Annotated in this window: 21 protein-coding genes; 11 read left to right on the forward strand and 10 right to left on the reverse strand. The window is 54.7% G+C overall.

The features are described from left to right. Window positions 1-2 precede the first annotated feature (2 nt). The 7 genes from ACHUEV_RS13495 to ACHUEV_RS13525 are packed head-to-tail and all read right to left on the reverse strand — an operon-like array spanning window position 3 to window position 7100. A complete protein-coding gene (locus tag ACHUEV_RS13495) occupies window positions 3-1373 on the reverse strand; it encodes an FGGY-family carbohydrate kinase (protein ID WP_394180709.1) in 1371 nt (456 codons plus the stop codon). Then, a complete protein-coding gene (gene rhaM, locus ACHUEV_RS13500; protein ID WP_394180711.1) occupies window positions 1370-1684 on the reverse strand; it encodes an L-rhamnose mutarotase in 315 nt (104 codons plus the stop codon). The genes ACHUEV_RS13495 and rhaM overlap by 4 nt, the downstream gene beginning before the upstream one ends. Then, a complete protein-coding gene (locus tag ACHUEV_RS13505; RefSeq protein ID WP_394180713.1) occupies window positions 1684-2688 on the reverse strand; it encodes an ABC transporter permease in 1005 nt (334 codons plus the stop codon). The genes rhaM and ACHUEV_RS13505 overlap by 1 nt, the downstream gene beginning before the upstream one ends. Further along, window positions 2685-3665, reverse strand: a complete 981-nt coding sequence (locus ACHUEV_RS13510) for an ABC transporter permease (protein WP_394180715.1) — start codon at window positions 3663-3665, stop codon at window positions 2685-2687. Before ACHUEV_RS13510 ends, ACHUEV_RS13505 begins: the two co-directional genes overlap by 4 nt. Beyond that, entirely contained in the window at window positions 3665-5215 is a 1551-nt protein-coding gene (locus ACHUEV_RS13515) for a sugar ABC transporter ATP-binding protein (protein WP_394180717.1), read from the reverse strand. Before ACHUEV_RS13515 ends, ACHUEV_RS13510 begins: the two co-directional genes overlap by 1 nt. 56 nt (window positions 5216-5271) lie before the next feature. After that, entirely contained in the window at window positions 5272-6264 is a 993-nt protein-coding gene (gene rhaS / locus ACHUEV_RS13520) for a rhamnose ABC transporter substrate-binding protein (protein WP_394180720.1), read from the reverse strand. A 29-nt stretch (window positions 6265-6293) separates the two neighbouring features. After that, window positions 6294-7100: a DeoR/GlpR family DNA-binding transcription regulator gene (locus ACHUEV_RS13525; protein WP_394180722.1), complete on the reverse strand. Its 807-nt coding sequence runs from the start codon at window positions 7098-7100 to the stop codon at window positions 6294-6296. Window positions 7101-7292: 192 nt separating this feature from the next. Here ACHUEV_RS13525 and ACHUEV_RS13530 point away from each other — a divergent pair, with 192 nt between their 5' ends. Next, window positions 7293-9395, forward strand: coding sequence for a bifunctional rhamnulose-1-phosphate aldolase/short-chain dehydrogenase (locus ACHUEV_RS13530; protein WP_394180724.1), 2103 nt, complete (start codon window positions 7293-7295; stop codon window positions 9393-9395). Between the two features lie 12 nt (window positions 9396-9407). Next, window positions 9408-10682, forward strand: a complete 1275-nt coding sequence (rhaI, locus tag ACHUEV_RS13535) for an L-rhamnose catabolism isomerase (protein WP_394180726.1) — start codon at window positions 9408-9410, stop codon at window positions 10680-10682. Here the strand turns inward: rhaI and ACHUEV_RS13540 are convergent. After that, window positions 10679-11575: a sugar kinase gene (locus ACHUEV_RS13540; protein ID WP_394180728.1), complete on the reverse strand. Its 897-nt coding sequence runs from the start codon at window positions 11573-11575 to the stop codon at window positions 10679-10681. The two genes, rhaI and ACHUEV_RS13540, sit on opposite strands and share 4 nt — an antisense overlap. Next, a complete protein-coding gene (locus ACHUEV_RS13545) occupies window positions 11572-12264 on the reverse strand; it encodes a GntR family transcriptional regulator (protein ID WP_394180730.1) in 693 nt (230 codons plus the stop codon). The genes ACHUEV_RS13540 and ACHUEV_RS13545 overlap by 4 nt, the downstream gene beginning before the upstream one ends. An 81-nt stretch (window positions 12265-12345) precedes the next feature. Here ACHUEV_RS13545 and uxaC point away from each other — a divergent pair, with 81 nt between their 5' ends. From uxaC to uxuA, 9 genes are all read left to right on the forward strand, one after another. Then, window positions 12346-13752, forward strand: coding sequence for a glucuronate isomerase (gene uxaC / locus ACHUEV_RS13550; RefSeq protein WP_394180732.1), 1407 nt, complete (start codon window positions 12346-12348; stop codon window positions 13750-13752). 29 nt (window positions 13753-13781) lie between these two features. Further along, entirely contained in the window at window positions 13782-14762 is a 981-nt protein-coding gene (locus ACHUEV_RS13555; RefSeq protein ID WP_394180734.1) for a TRAP transporter substrate-binding protein, read from the forward strand. Window positions 14763-14833: 71 nt separating this feature from the next. Continuing rightward, entirely contained in the window at window positions 14834-15343 is a 510-nt protein-coding gene (locus tag ACHUEV_RS13560; protein WP_394180736.1) for a TRAP transporter small permease, read from the forward strand. Between the two features lies 1 nt (window position 15344). Continuing rightward, window positions 15345-16625 (forward strand): TRAP transporter large permease, encoded by a 1281-nt coding sequence (locus ACHUEV_RS13565; protein ID WP_106357329.1) that lies wholly within the window; start codon window positions 15345-15347, stop codon window positions 16623-16625. 7 nt (window positions 16626-16632) lie between these two features. Then, entirely contained in the window at window positions 16633-16944 is a 312-nt protein-coding gene (locus ACHUEV_RS13570; RefSeq protein WP_394180738.1) for a cupin domain-containing protein, read from the forward strand. Window positions 16945-16958: 14 nt separating this feature from the next. Further along, the gene (gene kduI / locus ACHUEV_RS13575; protein WP_394180740.1) at window positions 16959-17783 is read left to right on the forward strand and encodes a 5-dehydro-4-deoxy-D-glucuronate isomerase; all 825 of its coding nucleotides are present in this window, start codon (window positions 16959-16961) and stop codon (window positions 17781-17783) included. Next, window positions 17780-18508, forward strand: coding sequence for a 2-dehydro-3-deoxy-D-gluconate 5-dehydrogenase KduD (gene kduD / locus ACHUEV_RS13580; RefSeq protein WP_394180742.1), 729 nt, complete (start codon window positions 17780-17782; stop codon window positions 18506-18508). The genes kduI and kduD overlap by 4 nt, the downstream gene beginning before the upstream one ends. Continuing rightward, the gene (locus ACHUEV_RS13585; RefSeq protein WP_394181067.1) at window positions 18486-19937 is read left to right on the forward strand and encodes a mannitol dehydrogenase family protein; all 1452 of its coding nucleotides are present in this window, start codon (window positions 18486-18488) and stop codon (window positions 19935-19937) included. Before kduD ends, ACHUEV_RS13585 begins: the two co-directional genes overlap by 23 nt. Continuing rightward, a complete protein-coding gene (gene uxuA, locus ACHUEV_RS13590; protein WP_394180744.1) occupies window positions 19937-21112 on the forward strand; it encodes a mannonate dehydratase in 1176 nt (391 codons plus the stop codon). The genes ACHUEV_RS13585 and uxuA overlap by 1 nt, the downstream gene beginning before the upstream one ends. Here the strand turns inward: uxuA and ACHUEV_RS13595 are convergent. Continuing rightward, on the reverse strand, window positions 21109-21978 hold the full coding sequence (locus ACHUEV_RS13595; RefSeq protein ID WP_394180746.1) for an AraC family transcriptional regulator: 870 nt from the start codon (window positions 21976-21978) through the stop codon (window positions 21109-21111). The genes uxuA and ACHUEV_RS13595 overlap by 4 nt on opposite strands. Window positions 21979-22030 lie beyond the last annotated feature (52 nt).

The raw sequence follows: 22030 nt of genomic DNA on the forward strand, positions 1-22030 counted from the left end.
CATTAGCCTTGATTGACGTGATCGCGCCATGCGCTGGCGTAAGCCTGCAAGTCGGCCACATTGCTGGGGCATGTAAGCTTTGGCGGCGATTGGTAGGGCGCATCGTCTAACAACAGCAATGCGCTGCCCGCGCTGGTTCCCGTTGATGCAGCTGATGCGCATACGCCGTCCGGTCGGATCGCTGCCAGCATGTCTAGGTAATCAGCATTACGCGCAAAGGGGCCTTCGATGATCGTTGGGCCAGTCGCGCCAATCAGGTTCAGGCAGGTGTCAGTCATTAGCGCCAGATAATACGATAGACCAAGCATCCGTGCGCCGTCGGTTTCTGGTTCTACTGTCCAGCTGTGCATGCGGTCTGGATAGGGGCCTGACCCTTGGACGACCGATGGTAGAAGCATCACGCCGTCAGCGATTAAGCGCATACGGTCTTGGGCGTTGGGGTCGGCGGTTGAGGTGCCTCGGATATCTTCGAATGACCGTCCCCCCATGAACCGCGCCGATGGAACTGCTGCCCCTAATGCATTGACGTTGATCAGAGTGTCGCGCGCAGGGTCTAGCGTGACCTGAGCGCCACCCACGGCCATGGCAATCACCCATGTTCCAGTTGAAACAACGCTAAACGCTCTGTCCTGACCGATCACATGCGGATAAAGTGATGCATTGCTGTCGTGGATGCCAAAGGCGACGGGGATATCCGATGAAAGCCCAGTCTGCGTCGCAATATCATCGGCCAATTGCCCTGCAATAGCCCCTGATTTTTGTGCTGCTGGCAGTTTTCCCGAGATCCCAAGCGTATCGACGAGCGACGAAAAATCGCCTGCATATGGGTTCCACAGATCAGTATGGCAGCCAAGCGATGTGACTTCGGTTGCCATGACACCAGTCAATCGCCACGCCCAGTATTGAGGATAGGTCAGGATATGCGCGGTGCGGTCGCGGAGCGTTGGGTCCACCGTAAATTGCCAATCCAACTGCGCCCCAACGTTAAGCCCCATAGGAAGGCGCGGCGAACCCGTTTGCGAAAATTCGGGGCGAATTGCGCCGTATTCAGCTGCCCTGTCATCAGGCCCGGTATGTTCATAGTCCAACATCGGCGCGGCAAGTGCACCGTCTTTGTCCAAGAGAACGACAGCGGCCCCATGTGTGGTGATAGAAATACCAGTAATCACGTGTGTCTGGCCAAATTCAGTAAGGGCTTCCAGAAAGAATGCACAATGTCCTTCAAGGTCGAAATGCGGCCAAGGCGGGCCTGGCAAGACGGTATTGGGACGGGTTCGAACCGCGACTTCGTCGAGCGTATCGGCATCCACTAACGCCAGTTTTGCGTTTGTTTTGCCGACATCAATGACAGCAATAAATTGATGGTCGGTCATGGCATGTAAAACATCGGCTTTAGCGGCACCGCGATGGGTTCGTTTGATGGGTGCGTTTCCATGATGTCCGCCATATGCGCCCACCATTTTTGCATCACAGGGTGGTCAGGCAGGTTGTCCATACCATGATCGTCTGTCCGCATCAGGATTCCAAACAAGGCGTTTGTGTCTTCGTCTAACCAGATCGAATAATCGCTGACACCTGCTTCAGTCAGCAGCGCGGATAGCTCTGGCCAGATGTCATCGTGCCGTTGTTTGTATTCTGCGGTTTTGCCGGGAAGTAAGGTCATGCGAAAGGCGTAGCGTTCCATCAGCGCTTCCTTTGTGTGGCGATCAGCCCGATCAAACGTGGTAGCGCGATAACCCCGATTAGCAGTCCACCGATAAAGATCGACATGACGATGCCGGGAACGTTCAGCAGGCCAAGGCCAAATGTAACCATTCCCATGACAAGTGCTGCGATCACGACGCCGACAATTGTGCCTGACCCGCCTAAGATCGAAATGCCACCTAGAACGACCATCGTGACGACCTCTAATTCCCAGCCCAATGCGATGGATGGGCGTGTCGACCCCAGCCGGGATGTCAGGCAAACAGCAGCAAGACCCGACATTAAGCCTGTGAGCAGGAACAAGATCATCTTGGTCCTCTGAACCTTAACCCCAGAAAACAACGCGGCTGTGGGGTTGTTTCCAATTACATAAAGCTTTCGCCCAAAGTTGGTCAGATGCAGCAAGACCCCAAAGGCGATTGCAAGCACGATGAAAATCACGATCTCCCATGTGATGACGCCAAAGGCATAGCCCCGCCCGAATACGCTAAAGTCGCTGGGGTAGCCGTTGAATGCTTGGTCGCCCAAGACAATATACGCGATACCGCGAAACAGGCTCATGGTTCCGATGGTGACAACGATAGATGGCAAACCCATCTTCGTAATCAGTACCCCGTTGAACGCGCCACATAACACACCGACGCTTAGACCAATCAGAACTAGCGTTGGCGTGCCTGCCCCAAGCTGCAGCGCATAGCCCATCGCGGTGGATGACAGCGCAATAATCCCGGCAACGCTTAGGTCGATTTCACCTGTGATGATCAGCAGCGCCATTGCAAAAGCGATCATGGCTTTTTCGGTAAAGTTAAAGCTCGCGTCGCTTAGGTTCCAAGGGTCCAGAAAATATGGGCTGGCTTGGGTGTTGGCGAAAAAGATCAGGATCGCGACGCCTAGCAATAGGACTTCCCATGATCGGATTAGCCGATAACCACGGCTGTGCAGTCGGTTCGGGATCGTACGCGGGGCTGTGTCGGAAATGCTCATGATGTGGTCTCGGCAGATTTTAGGATAACACGGCCCTTGGTCCGTTCAGACTGGGCGTTAAATGCGACAGCGATGATGATCGCCGCACCTGAAATGGCAAGCTGCCAGAATGGCGAAATGCCAGCGACAGGAAGTGCGTTCTTGATCACACCAAGGAATAACGCGCCCAAAACTGCGCCACCAACGGATCCGATCCCACCAGCGATGGAAATACCGCCAATGACGCAGGCGGCAACAACGTCCAACTCAAACCCGCCAGCGACGTCCGTATAGGCCACGGCATAACGCGACACCCAAAGATACCCGCAAAGCCCGGCAAGCCCACCGGATAAGACAAAGCTATTGAACCTCGTCCGACCAACGTTAATGCCAGTGTAGACAGCGGCATGTGGGTTTCCACCAACGGCATAGAACGCGCGGCCCATCGGGGTGCGCATGATCAACGGAACGAACAGCGCGATAACCAAAATCGCGATCCATCCCAGCACGGGCAGGCCAAGGATCACATGACGCGGCAGCGCCTTAAAGCTATCGCTCATTTCATGCGCGTTGATCCATGCGCCATCCGAGATCAGGAAGATCACACCGCGATAGATCGTCATTGTACCTAGTGTGACCACGATTGAAGGCAGGTCCAAAAGCCAGACCAACACGCCGTTGAATGCCCCCATAAGCATCCCTAGTGCGATAGCGATCAGGATCAAAACCGTTACAGGCATTCCCGGCATCGCGGCGTTGATTGTCGCAACAACCATCCCTGTTAGTGCAAGGTTTGACGCGACGGAGAGATCAATGCATTTGGTCAAGATGACCGTCATTTGGCCCAAGGCAAGGATCATCAAGATCGAGGTGTCGTTAAAGATGCTTGCCAAATTGCCCGGCGCAGCAAACCCAGAAAACCGCGTTTCAACCAAGGCGATCAGGGCGATGATTGCACCTAGCAGGATCGTTTCCCGTGATTTTAGACGTTTCAGCATTAGGCGCTCTCCTCGTAACCTGCGGCGGCGCGCACTAGCTTTTCTGGGGTAAGACCTTCGCGGTCGTATTCATCCACGATCCGGCCTTCGCGCATCACAATCACGCGGTCGGACATGCCTAAGATTTCCGGGATCTCAGAGCTAACCATGATCACCGACAGCCCTTCGCTCGCAAGCTCGGCCATGAATTCATGCACGGCTGCTTTGGAGCCTACGTCGATGCCTTTGGTGGGTTCGTCTAGGATGATCACCTTAGGCAATGTGGCGAGCCATTTGGCGATGACCACCTTTTGCTGGTTCCCGCCAGATAGATTGCCGACGTTCTGGTCAAGCGCAGCCGCACGAAGATCAAGCCGTTCTGTGTATTTGCGCGCAAGGCTGAATTCTTCGGCCATTTTTAGAAAACCATTGCCAGAAATCCGACCCAACGATGGAAGCGTCACGTTTTGGAAGATAGGCAAGTCAATGATTGCGCCTTGCTTGCCGCGGTCCTCGGGGACGTAAACGATGCCTTGTTCGATTGCCTCGTTCGGGCTTCGGATGATGGCGATTTTACCGTCGATCTTAATCGCGCCCTTTGATGGCTTTGTGACGCCAAACAGTGCTTGCATGAATTCGGATCGACCGGCACCTACCAGCCCGTAAAATCCTAAAATCTCGCCTCGGCGCAGGCCGAAATTGATGTCGGCGAATTCGGTCGGGTGGGAATATCCCGCTACCCGCAGGATTTCGTCACCTATATTTGTGCTGCGGATTGGAAAGACTTGCCCAACGGGGCGGCCGACCATCATTTCGACCAGCTTGTTTTCGGTTATGTCGGCGATCATGCCCGCACCCACCATTTCGCCATCGCGAAAAACGGTATAGCGGTCGGCGATGCGGAAGATTTCATCAAATTTGTGGCTGATAAACAGGATCGCTTTGCCTTCGGATTTCAGGCGATCAACCAGTTCGTAAAGCTCTTCGATCTCTGCCCTAGACAAGGCAGCGGTTGGTTCGTCCATCACAACGACGCGGGCCTGCACGGACAAAGCACGTGCGATGGCGACAAGGTGTTTGTTCGCGATGCCCAATTCCCGCAGGGTGGCATCTGGGTCCAGATTTGCACCGATACGTGTCAGGATTTCGGTCGCTTGGGTGCGCATGGTGCCCCAATCAATTAGCCCCCAGCGGGTACGTGGCGCGTGACCCAGAAAGATGTTTTCAGCGACCGTCAGATCATCAAAAAGCACCGTTTCTTGGTGGATGGCTGTCACACCCGCGTCTGACGCGTCGGTGGCCGTTTGAAATTGGGTGGGTGTATCATCAATGACAATGTCACCAGCGTCTGGGCGGTAAATACCGGTTAGCACCTTTACGAGTGTCGATTTCCCGGCGCCGTTTTCACCAACGAGAGCGGTGACTTGGCCGGGATAAAGCGCCAGATCAACGCCACCCAGCGCGCGGACGCCGGGAAAAGTCTTGGTGATGCCACGCAGCACAAGACCCGGCGCAAGATCAGCCGTGTCCCCGCGCGCCGCTATTGGCTGCTTGGTGTTGTCCAAAGTCATGATGTTCACTTGAGAATAAGGATGCAGGCCCAGTCAAGCCGGACCTGCAAGTTAGATCAAAAGACGCTTTTGAATTCGTCGATGTTGCTGGCGTCGTATTTGAACGGCGTCGACATTGCTGCCTCGTTATTGTCGTCCAATGTGGCAGTGCCCATCCGACCCATGCCGATTTCTGCACCCGGCGCGGCTGTCGCTGCGTCTGTCGCCAGATTGTAGGCTAGCATCGTGGTCGCATAGCCTAGATCAACTGGGTTCCAGATCGCGAAGGACTTTGACGCACCGCTTTCGATGGCACCGGCCATTTCCGACGGAAGACCAAGACCGGTCACGTTAACTTCGCCAATCTTGCCAGCGTCAGCCACGGCTTGGGCGGCTGCGACGATACCGACAGAGGTCGGCGCAATGATGGCATCCAAGTCAGGGTAAGTCTGGATAAGACCCTGAGTCTCGCGGTAGGATTTGTCAGCCAGATCATCGCCGTAAACTGTCGCGACGACTTCGATGTTTGGATAATCGCCCATGACGGCGTTCATTTCTTCAATCCAGATGTTCTGGTTTGTCGATGTCGATGTTGCTGACAAAATGGCGACCTGACCGCCGTCTGGCATTTCGTCGGCAGCCAGTTTGATGATGGTTTGACCGATCAGCGCGTTGGATGAAGGTGATAGGTGCATTTCGCGGCCTTCAGGTGCAACGCCTGAATCCCACGAAATAACTGTGATTCCACGATCCATCGCTTTTTGCAGCGCGGGTACCAACGCGTCAGGGTCGTTCGCAGAAACGGCGATCGCGTCAACGCGCTGTGCAATCAGCGAATTGATGACTTCGATCTGCCCTTCTGCGGTGGTGTCGGTTGGGCCGGTATAGATAATTTCTACCCCACCCAATTCACCGGCGGCTTCTTCTGCGCCGCGTGCTGCGGCCTCGAAGAAACCGTTGCCCAGTGATTTAACGACAAGCGCAATACGCACGTCGTCGGCCATAGCTGTTGTCGCAATGAATGATGTCGCAAGCCCTGCGGCAAGTGCGATTTTTTTTGATAAGCTCATGTTGTTCCTCCCTAATGAGCAGCCGTGCGTTATCCCACTTCGCGCTTTTCCTCCTCGGCACGGGTCGGGGTAACGGTAATTAATCTGACGCCAGCCGCGTCGATCATGCTGGCATGGGCGTCCTCAATCCTGTCGTCGGTAATAATGGTGGCAATCTGATCAAGGCCGCACAAAATGAGGCTAGACCGTGATTTGAATTTTGTGCTGTCAGCAAGCAATACAACTTCGTCCGCTTGGCCCATCAGCTTGTTTTCGGCCTGAATAATCAGTGGGTCTTGCTCCATGACACCCAGTTTGGACACGCCTTGGCACCCAAGAAATAGGCGCTTGGCGCTAAAGTTTCGGGTGACGTCATTGTCGAACGGCGACAAAATGATGTTCTGTTCGCGATAGATTGTGCCGCCCGACAGCATCACTGTGTTCTTGGATTGATGCAGCAGATGTTCCGCGATGGGGAAAGAGTTTGTGAAAACAAGACACCGCTTGTTTGCCAGTGGATGCACCATCTGAAACGTTGTCGTGCCACCGTTGATAATGATCGGATCCCCATCATCGCATAGTTCGACGGCTGCACTCGCAATCGCGCGTTTTTCGGCGATCTTGTGGCTTTCGTTCATCGAGAACGGACGCCCCTTAAGGCCAACGAACTGTGGTGGAGCGATTGACTCTGCCCCACCCCGCACGCGGCGTAGCTTTTTCTGCATATGAAGCGTGGCGATATCGCGGCGCACGGTGGCTTCTGACGCGTCTGTCAGTTCGACCATTTCGGCAACCGTGACAACGGGCCGGGCTTCTACAGCAGAGAGAATGACGCGGTGGCGTTCGCTTTCGATCATGGTTTTTGGTCCCGTTCTTTGGTCGCAGCTTCAATCATTCAATCAGTCATTGTCAATCAATTTCTTTCATTATTGATCGTTTCTGCGGCGCAGCGTGATTGATAATGATTGAAAATGATTGACGCGACGCTCAATCTCGCGCAGTAATCTGGCAAACGTGACCAATTACTGGTCCCGAATGGGAGGAAAACCATGCCGACATCTTCGCCAAAGGCGCGACTTGAAAACCTATGGGACGATGCAACCGCTTCAAACATGACCGAGCCTGAAAAGCTACTGTATCGGTCCAACCTTTTAGGGTCCGATAAGCGCGTCACCAATTATGGTGGGGGCAATACTTCAGCTAAGGTCATGGAGACGGACCCGCTAACAGGTGATCAGGTTGAGGTTCTTTGGGTCAAAGGGTCGGGTGGTGATATCGGTTCGATCAAGATGGACGGATTTTCAACGCTTTATATGGACAAGCTGAACGCCCTTAAGGGGTTGTATCGTGGTGTCGAATTTGAGGACGAAATGGTCGGCTATCTTCCTCATTGTACGTTTAACCTGAACACACGGGCGGCGTCGATTGATACGCCGCTGCACGCATATGTTCCGCGCAAGCATGTTGATCACGTACATTCAGACGCAATCATTGCGATTGCTGCTTCCAAAGACGGTATCGCGCTCACCCAAGAGATTTTTGGCGACACGGTTGGTTGGCTACCTTGGAAGCGCCCCGGTTATGAATTGGGTTTGTGGCTTTCGGATTTCTGCGAAAAGAACCCGAATGCGAAAGGCGTCATTCTGGGGTCGCACGGTTTGTTCACTTGGGATGATGATGCCAAGGTTTGTTATGAAACCACGCTAGAGGTGATTAACACCGCGACAGCGTGGCTTGAAAATAAGACGGCGGATTTGCCCGCATTCGGCGGACAAAAGCATACAGCTTTGTCTAGGGATGAACGTCGCCGTGTCGCAGCAGCACTGATGCCCGCGATCCGCGGTATGATTTCCGAGGATAGCCATAAGGTTGGTCATTTTGATGATCAGGATGCTGTCCTGCAATTTGTTGGTTCAAATGACATGGAGCCCTTGGCCGCGCTGGGCACGTCATGCCCCGACCATTTCTTGCGCACGAAGATCCGTCCGCTTGTTGTCGATTTCGATCCCGCGAGCCCTGATATTGATGGGACGTTGGCGGGTTTGGCTGGCATGGTCGCTGATTACCGCGCGGATTACACCGCCTATTACGAACGTTGCAAACACGATAACAGCCCGGCCATGCGTGACCCCAATGCGATAGTATACCTCGTGCCTGGCGTTGGCATGATCACCTTTGCAAAGGACAAGGCGACGGCGCGCGTATCTGGTGAATTCTATGTTAACGCGATCAATGTGATGCGTGGCGCACACGCAATCAGCGAATACCAAGGTCTGCCCGAGCAAGAAGCGTTCGATATCGAATATTGGTTGCTAGAAGAAGCAAAGCTGCAGCGCATGCCAAAACCCAAAGCGCTGGCTGGCCGCGTTGCCATTGTGACTGGTGGTGCTGGGGGCATCGGGGCCGCAACGGCCGAACGGTACCTGATGGATGGTGCATGTGTCGTGCTTGCCGATATTGACGCTGATGCTTTGGCGTCAACTCGCGAAGGCTTAGCCGCGAAATACGGTGCCGATGTCGTGCGCACCGTCGAAATGAACGTCACCTCGGAAGATGCCGTTGCCCAAGCTTACGCGGATATGGCGGTCGAATTCGGTGGCGTCGATATCGTCGTGTCCAACGCAGGGATCGCATCATCCGCCAAGGTCGAAGACACCACGCTAGAGCTATGGAACAAGAATATGTCGATCCTTTCGACCGGCTATTTCCTTGTCGCTCGTGAGGCATTCAAACTGCTAAAGACCCAAGGCATCGGCGGGTCCATGATTTTTGTCGCGTCTAAGAACGGGTTGGCCGCATCGCCGGGCGCATCCGCCTATTGCACGGCTAAGGCCAGCGAAATTCACCTTGCTCGCTGTTTAGCGTTGGAAGGCGCGCCTGATGGTATCCGCGTGAATGTTGTGAACCCTGATGCGGTGTTGAAAGGGTCCAAAATCTGGTCAGGCGAATGGTTGACGCAAAGGGCATCGACCTATGACACTGACAAAGACGGGCTAGAGGAAATGTATCGTCAGCGGTCGTTGTTAAAGCGGTCGGTGCTGCCCGAAGATATTGCAGAGGCGTGTTATTTCTTTGCCGCCGATGTCAGTGCAAAGTCGACAGGGAACATCATCAACGTGGATGCCGGCAACGTCCAAGCGTTCACACGTTGATCGGGGGATACTATGATTAAGACTGACCACATTACTGCCGCCAATGCGCAGGCTGAAACAGCGCTGCGTGCGGATTACGATGCCTTGGGCGAACAGCTTGATCGTCGCGGCGTCGATATTGCCGCGATCAAGGCACAGGTTTCGGATTACGGCGTTGCCATTCCATCTTGGGGCACCGGCACCGGCGGCACCCGCTTTGCCCGGTTCCCGGGCGCGGGCGAGCCTGCGAATATCTTTGATAAGATGGATGACTGCGGTGTTATTCACCAGCTAACGGGCGCGACGCCAAAGGTGTCCCTGCACATCCCGTGGGATGACGCCCCTGCTGCTGATCTGCTGGCAAAGGCAGAAGAAACCAATCTGGCGTTCGATGCGATGAATTCGAACACCTTTCAGGATCAACCGGATCAGGCGCATAGCTATAAATTTGGTTCGCTTTCACACACGGACAGAGCTGTTCGACAACAAGCGATTGAACATAATCTGTACTGCATCGAACTGGGTCAAAAGATCGGGTCAGAGGCTCTGACGGTTTGGGTCGGTGATGGTTCTAACTTTCCGGGGCAGGCGCATTTCATTCGCCAGTTTGACCGCTACCTTGATAGCGCGAAAGAGGTCTATGCAGCGATCCCAGATGATTGGCGATTATTGACCGAGCATAAAATCTTTGAACCTGCGTTTTATTCAACCGTGGTTCAGGACTGGGGCACCAACTATCTGATTGCGACTGAATTGGGTGATCGCGCGCAATGTCTTGTTGATTTGGGGCACCATGCGCCAAATGTGAACATCGAGATGATCGTTGCCCGGTTAATCCGGTTCGGTAAATTGGGAGGTTTCCATTTTAACGATAGCAAATACGGTGATGATGATCTCGATACGGGGTCGATCAACCCTTATCAGTTGTTTCTTGTGTTTAACGAGTTGGTTGATGCGACCGGTGCCCCAGGATTTAACCCCGCCCATATGCTTGACCAAAGCCACAACGTAACCGACCCAATCGAAAGCCTGATGTCATCAGCGATCGAAGTGCAGCGTGCCTATGCACAAGCGCTGATCGTAGATCGCGATGCGTTATCCGGCTTTCAGGATGGTAACGATGCATTGATGGCGAGTGAGACGCTCAAGCAGGCCTATCGCACTGACGTCGAGCCGATCCTTGCGATGGCGCGTCTTGAAAAGGGCAGTGCGATTAACCCTGTCGCGACTTACCGTGCGTCCGGGTATCGGGCGCAGGTCGCTGAAACACGGCCCGTGTCTTCGGGCGCTGGTGGTGGGATCGTTTAGGTTACGTCGACCAGTGCGCCCTTGTGCGACACAACTTTGTGCGACAGGGCGCAGCCTGCGGTAATCGCTAATGACAGATCTTCGCCGCGCAAGTGACCAGCAAGGAAGGCGGCGTTAAATGAATCCCCTGCAGCAGTGGTGTCCACCGGCGCGGGGTTCAGCTCGGGGCTGACCGTCACTGCAGCAGCCGATCCGTTTTGCGCCAGTACATCGTCGGGGCCGTCTTTGACCACAACACAGGTCACCCCGACATTTTGATAGCGGACAAGCGTCGCGGCCTTGTCAGCGTCGCCGAAAACGGTTGCTTCATCCTCAAACGATGGCAGCGCGATGTCGGAAACGGCCGCGGCTTTCATGATCCAGTCGCGCATTTCATCAGTGCTGGCCCAAAGCCGAGGACGAAGGTTTGGATCAAACGCGACGGTAACTCCACGTGCGCGGGCAGCGGACAGCGCATCAAGCAATGCTTGGCGGTCTTCGGGTTCGATGATCGCGACAGTGATCCCGGAAAAGTAAGCGACATCACCTTTTCCCAGCGCATCAATTGGTGCGCGATGCTGTGCCAGCTTGCGTGCTGCGGCAACGCTACGCCAATAGCTAAAGCTACGTTCGCCGTCCTTGAGAGAAATCATATAAAGCCCGACCGTGCGATCCGGCACCGTCAGCAGCTCTGGCGTAATGCCTGCGCCACTGATGAAGTTAGTCATCTGCTCTGACATTGCGTCGGTTCCGACGCCGGTCAGATATGCGACCTCCCAATCGGCGGGTAGGTTTTTGCGCAGATACCAAGCGGTATTAAACGTATCGCCTGCAAACCCCATCGCATAGCCACCCTGCGCTTGCGGGGCCATTTCGACCATGCACTCGCCAATTGCCAATATCTTATTGGTCATTTCTGTTGGCTTTCCATCAGCTCTGGGTGGGATGCGCTAACTTGTTCAAGGATGTTCAGAATGCGCGATAGATGCGTGCGCAGCTGTTTTTCAGCGCCGTCCGGATCACGGTCGCGGATGCACTGCATGATGGCGCGGTGATCATCCAACGCACTTTGCGCACCAAATGCAAGGGACAGGTAGCGTACGCGATCAAGGTGGACCTTCTGTTCGTGGATCATGTTCCAGGCTTTAGGGTGCCCAGCAATTTCACAAATCACTTCGTGGAATTGGTCGTCGAGGGCATGAAAGCCTAACCGGTCATCGGTCTTGATCGCTGCTTCTTGTTGGCTGATGAGGTCATCAAGCCGCAGTATGTCGTCGTCCGTCATTTTGGCGATGGCGGTGCGCAGGCATTCGACCTCAAGGGCGGTGCGAATAAATCGCGCGTCAAGCAGGGCTTGTTCGGAAATGTAAGTAATCGTTGTCGCGCGTTGCGGTCGGATCAGCATGAAGCCAAGTTCGGAAAGGCGATAAAACGCATCGCGAACGGGCTGCCGAGAAACCCCAAGATTGCGCGCAATTTCAGCCTCGGAAACCTTTGTGCCCGGTGCAAGTTCCAGCGTGATGATCGCAGAATAAAGTGCCTGAAATACCTGATCAGTGGCTGTCGTCGTCTGTAGTTGGGCAAGTGAGGCTAGCGCGGGCATGGCAATTTCCAGTTTGACGTATCTACCAGACTAACATATTAGATGACTAGAGGTATCGCAAGTGCTTTGGGGGGAAATCTAATGAAATTAACTGATCCGGACCGTCTTTTTCCGGTCGAATCAGCGGTGCGAACGCTGGCGCGTGAATTGTACGAAAGCGTCGCGGAGTTGCCGATCATTAGTCCCCACGGTCATTGCGATCCAAGCTGGTTTGCAAAGAACGAGCGCTTCCCCGATCCTGCGCAATTGTTTGTCGTCCCGGACCATTACGTATTCCGGATGCTCGTGTCCCAAGGCGTGCCGATGGCTGATCTGGGTGTTCCAAGCGTGGATGGTCGCGCTGTCGAGGATGATCCGCGCAAAATCTGGCGTCGTTTTGCAGAAAACTACCATTTGCTACGCGGTACCCCATCGTCGATGTGGTTGGATCATTCTTTTGAGCACGTGTTCGATCTGGATGAGCGCCTGTCGGCTGATACCGCTGATGCATATTACGATCACATCGACGCCAAACTGGCCGAGGATGCGTTCCGCCCACGGGCGTTGTTTGACCGCTTTGGGATTGAGCTGCTTGCGACGACTGAAAGCGCATTGGATGATCTGACGTGGCATAAAATGATCGGCGACAGCGATTGGAATGGTCGGGTCGTAACGACCTACCGCCCGGACAACGTTGTTGATCCTGAATTTGAAGGTTTCGCTGATAATGTCGCGCAGTTTGGCGCGCTGACTGGCGAAGATACCTCTACCTGGGAAGGGTATCTTCAGGCGCACCGGGTCCGTCGCGCGTTCTTTAAAACCTATGGCGCAACCGCCAGCGACCACGGCCATGCGACTGCCCGTACCGAAGATATGCCGCAGGCTGATGCGGCGGCGTTGTTCGCTAAGGCATTGGCGGGGACATGTACCCCGGACGAGGCGGACGCATTTCGCGGGCAGATGCTAACTGAAATGGCGCGGATGAGCCTTGATGATGGGTTGGTTCTGCAAATCCATCCCGGATCGTTCCGCAACCACTCGGCCAGTGTTTTTGCGGGCTTTGGTCGTGACAAGGGCTTCGATATCCCAAGCCAGACTGACTACGTGCACGCGCTAAAGCCGCTTTTGGATGCGGTTGGAATGGAGCCGTCGCTGACCATCATCGTATTTACGTTGGACGAAACCAGCTACAGCCGCGAATTGGCACCGCTTGCTGGTGCATACCCCGCGCTGCGTTTGGGGCCACCTTGGTGGTTCTTTGACAGCAACGAAGGGATCAAGCGGTTCCGCGAAGCAACAACTGAAACATGCGGGTTTTACAATACCGTCGGCTTTAACGACGACACCCGCGCATTTTGTTCAATTCCCGCCCGGCACGACGTCGCCCGGCGGTCGGATTGTGCGTATCTGGCTAATCTTGTCGCGACGGGGCGGCTTGGTTTGGCGGATGCACATGAGGTCGCACATGACCTCACTTACCGGCTTGCTAAGCAAGCTTACCGGCTCTGAAGTGGGCCATTTTTCTGGGAGGAGAAAAAATGACATTTACTAAAACAATAGGCGCAGCACTGCTAGCAAGCGTCGCGATGGCTTCGGCTGCAACAGCGTGCGAAGTAACGCTTCGTTCATCAGATACACACCCTGATGGATACCCAACCGTCGCTGCCGTGAACCACATGGGCGATCTGTTGGAAGAGCGCACTGACGGCCGTCTTTGCATCGAAGTATTCCACTCAGCACAGCTGGGTCAGGAAAAGGACACGATCGAGCAGACACAGTTCGGTGTGATCGACATGAACCGTGTTTCGCTTGGGCCGTTCAACAACATCATCGAAGAAACACAAATCCCTTCGCTGCCATACATCTTCCGTTCAGTTGAGCACATGCACAAAGTGATGGATGGCCCTGTTGGCGATCAGATTCTGGAAGCATTCAGCGACCATGATCTGGTGGGTCTGGCGTTCTATGACGGCGGTTCACGTAGCTTCTATAACTCGCAAAAGCCGATCAATTCCATCGAAGATCTTGCCGGTCTTAAGTTCCGCGTCATGCAGTCTGACATGTTCGTTGATATGGTTTCTGCGCTGGGCGCAAACGCGACACCGATGCCTTATGGCGAAGTGTATTCTTCGATCCAAACTGGCGTGATCGACGGTGCTGAAAACAACTGGCCTTCTTACGACAGCTCTGGTCACTTCGAAGTTGCACAATACTACACGCTTGATCAGCACTTGATCGTGCCAGAGGTTCTGGTGATGGCGAAATCCAGCTTTGATAAGCTGTCAGCCGAAGATCAGGAAATCGTACGCCAAGCAGCGCGCGATTCCGTTCCTGTGATGCGTGAACTTTGGGCTGCGCGTGAAGCTGAATCCGAAGCGCGCGTTCGTGCTGCTGGTGTCGAAATCGTCACAGACATCGATAAGACACCATTCATCGAAGCTATGGTTCCAGTTTACGAAAAATACGTAACTTCACCTGTGCTTCAGCAGATGGTCGCTGACATTCAGGCAACTGAATAATACCAAATTTGGCCCGCAGCAGCTGTTGCGGGCCGAAACTTTCGGGGGGAACGCCTTTGCAGGGCTTTATGATGAAAATTGCAGTTCTGACGGGCATGATCGGGCGCGCCGCGCTTTGGACAGCTGGTACGGGACTGGTGTTGATGACGGTGTTGATCGCTGCGCAAGTGTTTTGGCGTTACGTGCTGAATGACAGTATTTCGTGGACTGAACCTGCCTCTGTGATGATCATGGGGTGGTTCATCTTTTTGGGGGCGGCTGTCGGCATTCGCGAAGGGTATCACCTGTCGTTCGACGTGCTGCTTTATGTGATCCCGCATAAGGGCAAGATGTTCCTTTATTCTCTTTCCGATCTAGTCGTGACTTGCTTTGGCATTGGCATGATCTGGTTTGGGTGGCAGCTTGCGGAAAAGACCGCAGGAAACACGCTGCCGTCTTTGGGCATTTCGGGTGCCTTTGATTTTATTCCTATCGTTGCTGGTGGCGTTCTTGTCGCGCTTTTCTCGGTCGAGCGTATCGCGCGCCGTGCCGCAGGCCTGCCCACCGCCCGCTTTGGCGACGATAACAGCGAGGCGACCTAAGATGGAGCTTTACGTCCTTTTTGGAACATTCGTGTTCCTGCTTCTGATTGGTACGCCTGTTGCGTTCTGTCTTGGCGTTTCTAGCTTTGCCACGGTTGCCTATCTTGGCCTGCCGCCGGTGGTGGTGTTCCAACGTCTGAATTCTGGCGTGTCCGTTTTTGCGCTGATGGCGATCCCGTTCTTTATTTACGCAGGCGACCTGATGGTGCGCGGCGATATCGCGCGGCGGCTAGTGGCGCTTGCGGGTGCCTTTGTTGGGCACTTGCGCGGCGGCCTTGGTCAGGTGAATATTCTCGCCTCCGTCATGTTTGGTGGCGTGTCTGGGTCGGCTGCGGCTGATGCGTCTGCCGTGGGTGGCTTGATGGTTCCCCAAATGAAAGAACGCGGCTATGGCGTGGACTATGCGGTAAACATAACCGTCGTCAGCTCGATCATTGCACTGATGTTGCCGCCTTCGCACAACATGATCATCTATTCGATCTCGGCTGGTGGCCGTATTTCGATTGCTGATCTGTTCACTGCAGGCATCATTCCGGGTTTCTTGCTGGCTATGTCGCTGATGACTGCTGCATGGTTTGTTGCCAAAAAGCGTGGTTACCCAACTGAAAAATTTCCTGGTCTTGCTATGATGGGCACTTTGTTTGTGTCCGCCGCCCCGGGTTTGATCCTGGTTGCGATCATCTTTGGCGGGGTCCGGTCCGGTATTTTTACGGCGTCTGAATCGTCCAACATCGCCGTTGTCTATGCGTTGCTGATTACGTTCTTTGTGTATCGAAGTCTTAGCTGGCATGATTTTGTCGAAGCAACATTCGCTGCTGTTCGCACAACCGCGATGGTACTGTTGGTGATCGGGTGCGCAGCATCATTTGGATGGCTGTTGGCTTATCTCAAAGTGCCCGCCGCGATGGTTGAAATGCTGCAAGGTGTGTCTGACAACCCTATCGTCATCTTGCTGTTGCTGAACGTGGTCCTGCTGATTCTTGGAACATTCATGGATATGTCGCCCCTGATCGTCATCACGACACCTATTTTCCTACCAGTCGCCACAGCGTTTGGGGTGGATCCGGTACACTTTGGTGTGATCTTGATCCTGAACCTTGGCATCGGGCTTTGTACGCCGCCCGTTGGCGCTGTGCTGTTCGTGGGGTGTGCGGTTGGGCGCATCCCGATCTTTGATGCGGTCAAATCCATCTGGCCGTTCTACGGTGCTGCCTTTGGTACACTGATGCTTGTCACCTATATCCCGGCGCTGTCGCTTTGGCTGCCGTCACTCTTTCACTGAGGAAACTATGACCCAGAAATTCCCCATCGTGCAGGCTGATCCCGGCGTAACACGTCAAGTCCTGTCCGAAAGCCCCGAGTTGATGGTGGTGGCCTTCACCTTTGACAAAGATGGCGAAGGCAAACTGCACAGCCATCCGCACGTCCAGTCCACCTATGTGGAATCCGGTCGCTTTGCTTTCACCGTCGACGGTGTCGAAACCGAAGTCGGCCCTGGCGATAGCTTTGTAATTCCATCCCGCGCCGTTCACGGCTGCCGCTGCCTAGAAGACGGCCGCTTGATCGACACTTTCACGCCGCGCCGTGAAGACTTTCTTTGAAAAGGAACCTCCCCATGCTGAAATCTGAATCCCGCTACGCCATTGATCCCGCAACCACTAAAACCCTCGATACCGAAGGGCTACGCAGCCATTTTCACGTTGGTGATCTGTTCGCCGACGGAGAAATTCGTCTGGTCTATAGCCACTATGACCGCTTGATCCTTGGTTCGGCTGTTCCGGGCAAAGGTACGCTGACGCTGACTGACATGCCCGAAACCGGCACGAAGACGTTCCTTGAACGTCGTGAAATGGCTGTGCTGAACATCGGCGAAACCGGGACGGTCAAAGTCGATGGCGCTGCGTACGAATTGGCCAAAGGCGAAGTTCTGTATGTGGGTATGGGCGGCGGCGCTGTTGAGTTTTCTGGCGCTGGTCGTTTCTACATTCTGTCGGCCCCTGCGCACCAAACCTACCCAACCACGCACATCAAAGAATCTGATGCACGCCGCGTTGAAATGGGTTCACGTGAACAAGCAAATGAGCGCGTCATCATTCAAGTGCTGCACCCCGATGTTTGCAAAAGCTGTCAGTTGTTGATGGGGTATACCCAGTTCAAGCCGGGTTCATTGTGGAACACGATGCCTGCACACCGTCACGACCGCCGGATGGAAGCATACCTGTATTTTGACGTAGATCCTGATCAGCGGGTCTTCCACTTTATGGGTGAACCATCAGAGACACGTCACATGGTGATTGCCAACGAAGAAGCGATCATTTCTCCACCATGGTCGATCCACTGTGGCGCGGGCACTGGGTCTTACACCTTCTGTTGGGCGATGGCTGGCGACAACGTTGATTTCACTGACATGGATATGGTCGCGATGGGAGACTTGCGGTGAACCCGTTTGACCTCACTGGAAAACGCGCCCTTGTGACGGGCGCGAACACCGGCATTGGTCAGGCGATTGCTGTCGCCTTGGGCAATGCTGGGGCAGAGGTGGTTTGTGCCGGGCGTTCCGGTATGGATGAAACGCTCGCGATGGTCCCTAATGGGACCGCGCTGAAGCTAGACTTTGCTGATCCGATGGCCGCGACGGGCATCTTTGCGGATCAGCAGATCGATATTCTGGTGAATAACGCAGGCATCATCCGGCGGGATGACAGCGTCGATTTTTCCGAGGCTGACTGGGACGACGTCATGGACGTGAACCTGAAGGCCGTGTTCTTTACCTGCCAAGCATTTGCGAAGGCGGCATTGGCACGCGGGACTGGCGGCAAGATCGTCAACATTGCGTCACTGCTTTCGTTCCAAGGTGGCATTCGCGTGCCGTCTTACACGGCGTCCAAGCATGGCGTCGCAGGCCTGACCAAGCTGATGGCCAACGAATGGGCTGCCAAAGGCATCAACGTGAACGCATTGGCGCCTGGTTACATTTCGACTAACAACACCACTGCATTGCGTGCGGACGAAGAACGCAACAAAGCAATCCTTGACCGTATTCCTGCGGGCCGTTGGGGTGACGCATCTGACATGGGCGGCGCTGCTGTTTTCCTTGCGTCTTCGGCTGCGAACTATGTGCATGGTGCTGTTTTAAACGTTGATGGAGGCTGGCTTGCCCGCTGAACCACATTTGCAGCGCTCTGATACGCCGCGTCCAAAGGTGGGTATTGTTCACCTTGGGCCGGGCGCATTTTTCCGGGCTTTCAACGCGCCGTTCACAGCAGAGGCAATGGAGAAATCTGGCGGCGACTGGGGCATTCTGACTGTCAGCCTGCGCAGCAGTGACATCCGCGACAAGTTAAAGCCGCAAGGCTGCGCCTATACGGCGGTAAAGCTGGCACCAGATGGCGCCGAATACACCGTGGTCGAAGTTATCGATGACGTGTTGGTTGCCCCTGAAAACCCCGAAGCTGTGCTGACGGCGATGGCGGACCCGCAGGTAAAGATCGTATCAACGACGATCACTGAAAAGGGATATTGCCTCAACCCGGCGACTGGTGCGTTGCTGTTAGACCATCCTGATATCGTGCATGATTTGACGCATCCGGACGCACCGCGTTCCGCAATTGGCTATATCGTTCACGCATTGAACCGTCGGCGTTTGGCGGGGAACTCCCCCTTTACGTTGATGCCATGTGACAATCTACCGAATAACGGTCCGCTGACACGCAGCGTAGTTTTGGACTTTGCCCGTGCCTTAGACCCAGAGTTAGCGGAATGGATCACCGAAAACGGGCGTTTCCCCGCGACAATGGTTGATCGGATTACACCCGCGACGACCCCCGTTGATATTGCGTCGCTTGCGACGGCCCAAGGATACATCGACAATGCTTGCGTGATGCATGAACCGTTTCGGCAGTGGGTCATCGAAGACGATTTTGTGAACGGTGAACGCCCAGACTGGGGTGGCGTTGGTGCACAACTGGTCAACGATGTTGAGGCGTTCGAGCTGATGAAACTGCGCTGCCTGAACGGCACCCATTCGACGCTGGCCTATCTTGGTTATTTGGCAGGGTATGAAACGATTGCCGATACAGTTGCAGATCCGGCGTTCGCCAACCTTATCAACTCACTGTGGAAAAACGAAATCACACCTACTGTTCCGCAGCCCGAAGGTGAGGATTTGTTGGCCTATTGTGCGGCTTTGCTAGAACGCTACCAAAACCCTGCGATCAGACATCGCACATGGCAAATTGCGATGGATGGTTCGCAAAAATTACCGCAACGGTTGCTTGGTACTGTTGTTGATAATCTGGCCGCTGGTAGGGGTATTCCCGGGCTCGCATTGGGTGTCGCCGGATGGATGCGATACGTCGGCGGTGTCGACGAAAAAGGTGCGGCGATTGAAGTGAAAGACCCGCTCGCTGATCAGTTGCGTGCCGCTTATGACAGCAACGACGATCCAGAAGAAAAGGTGTTGGCCTTGTTGGCGATCAAGGAAGTTTTTGCGCCGGAACTGGCGGGCAACCCAGTTTTCCGTAACGCCGTCACCGACGCATTCTTGCGCCTGAGCCACGACGGTGCGCGGGCAACGGTTCAAGGGTTTAGCTAATGCAAGAAACTTGGCGTTGGTACGGGCCTTTTGACAAAATCACACTGCCAGAGGTCGCGCAAACAGGCGCGACCGGCATCGTGAACGCCCTGCACGAAATTCCCTATGGCGAAGTTTGGAAGCCCGAGGCCATCAACGCCCGCGCAGATGAAATTCGTGCCGCTGGGTTTGATTGGGCGGTCGTCGAAAGCCTGCCGATCCACGAACGGATCAAACGTGGCGAAGGCGATCTGACACAACTGTTCGCGAACTACCGGCAGTCGATGGCGAATTTGGCTGCGGCTGGTGTGCAGGTTATTTGCTACAACTTCATGCCCTTGCTTGATTGGACACGTACCGATCTTGCCGCACCAGTTGCACGCGGTGGGACATGCCTGCGGTTCGAGGCGTACCGCATGGCCGCGTTTGAAATCCATATGCTGGGCCGGGCCGCCGCCGAAGACGATTATTCCGAAGACGTCCAACACCGCGCTGCGATTTGGTTTCAGCAGTCAACGCAGTCTGACCGTGACGCGTTGCTTCACGCGATTATGTCAGGACTTCCGGGTGCTTACGACCGCTACGATGTAGATGGGTTGCGTGATGCGCTGACGTTATACGACGGCCTGGACCGCGCTGCGTTGCGTGCGAACTATCGTAGGTTTCTTAACGAGATCATTCCAACCGCTGAAGACCTTGGGATGCGGTTTTGCGTTCATCCAGATGACCCGCCGCGCGACATTTTGGGGTTGCCCCGGATCGTGTCGAATGCGGCTGATATTGACTGGATCATGTCCGCACATGACAGCAACGCGAACGGGCTAACGCTTTGCGCGGGGTCGCTTGGCGCTAATCCCGTAAATGACGTTCCTGCGATTGCGGCAGCCCACGCTGACCGTATCCATTTCGCCCACCTGCGGAACGTTCGCAAAGACCCAGATGGCGCGTTTGAAGAAGCAGCACATCTGGAGGGTGACACTGACATGGTCGCGCTGATCAAAGTGCTGTTGGATGAAGAAAAGCGACGCAAGTCCGAAGGTCGCGCTGATGCTTCAATCCCATTTCGCCCTGATCACGGACATGATCTGCTGTCTGACGCTGAACGCAAAACGCATCCGGGCTATCCGCTTATCGGGCGGTTGCGAGGGCTTGCAGAATTGCGCGGCGTGATCGCGGGGTTATCGCACGTAGGTTAGGCGATTTCGTCTGTATCAATCGGTGACGAGCCCGCCCAACGATACCGCGACGGGCTCGCGCCGATATACTGTTTGAACATCCGGCTAAAGAAATAGGGGTCGGAATAACCCAACTCTGCGGCAACTTCTTTCACTGACAATCCAACGCCCAAACGGTTTACCGCGAATTCCATCCGTTTGAGTTCGCGGTATTTTTGCGGAGTCATGCCAATCCGATCGCGGAACGCACGGCGAAAGTAGTCGGGGTTGTAGGGGACAGCTGACAAGGCTTCGTTCAGTGCCCCGGCGCCTACTGGGTCGGCGGCTAAACGGGACGCAGTTAGCATGATTTGCAGGGACAACTGGTCCTGATCGTGTTGCGGGCTGTTCGCGGTGCGCCATCCAATCAAAGCGTCGTCCAAAAACGCCAGCAGCAGAACCATAAATTGATGATGCGCGGCGATGGTCGTCGCCGTACCCTGCGGCGTATTGCGAAAATGCCGGACCAATGGTTCAAGAACGTCCCAATTGCTAAGCTTGACGCAACGGTGCAGATCCATCTGCCCCACAACATCCCCGCGCCCGAACAGTTCAAGCGAAAAGTGCTGTGCTACTCCGGTCAGCACCTCACCTGATCCGGTGTAGCGCCCGCGAAAACGTTGATACGCCGGGATCAGCATCGCCATGCCCGGTTCAATCGCGACTTCTTCGTCATCCAAATCGTAAACTGCGGATCCGGTTAGGCAGATAACCAGGTCATGATCTGGGTTAATTTTGTCGATTTTCCAGCTGGGTGTGTGGTGCATTCGGATCGTTGTACGAGCTAATTTCAATGAAAATGCCTGTACTGGCATCGCAGAAAGCAAGGAATGTTCGGTTTTGTCCATCTTTTTATTGCATACTGTTCATTCAGGGACCTCTACTACCAGACTAACATAG

This window comes from Yoonia maritima (assembly GCF_043641945.1).
GTDB lineage: Bacteria > Pseudomonadota > Alphaproteobacteria > Rhodobacterales > Rhodobacteraceae > Yoonia > Yoonia maritima_B.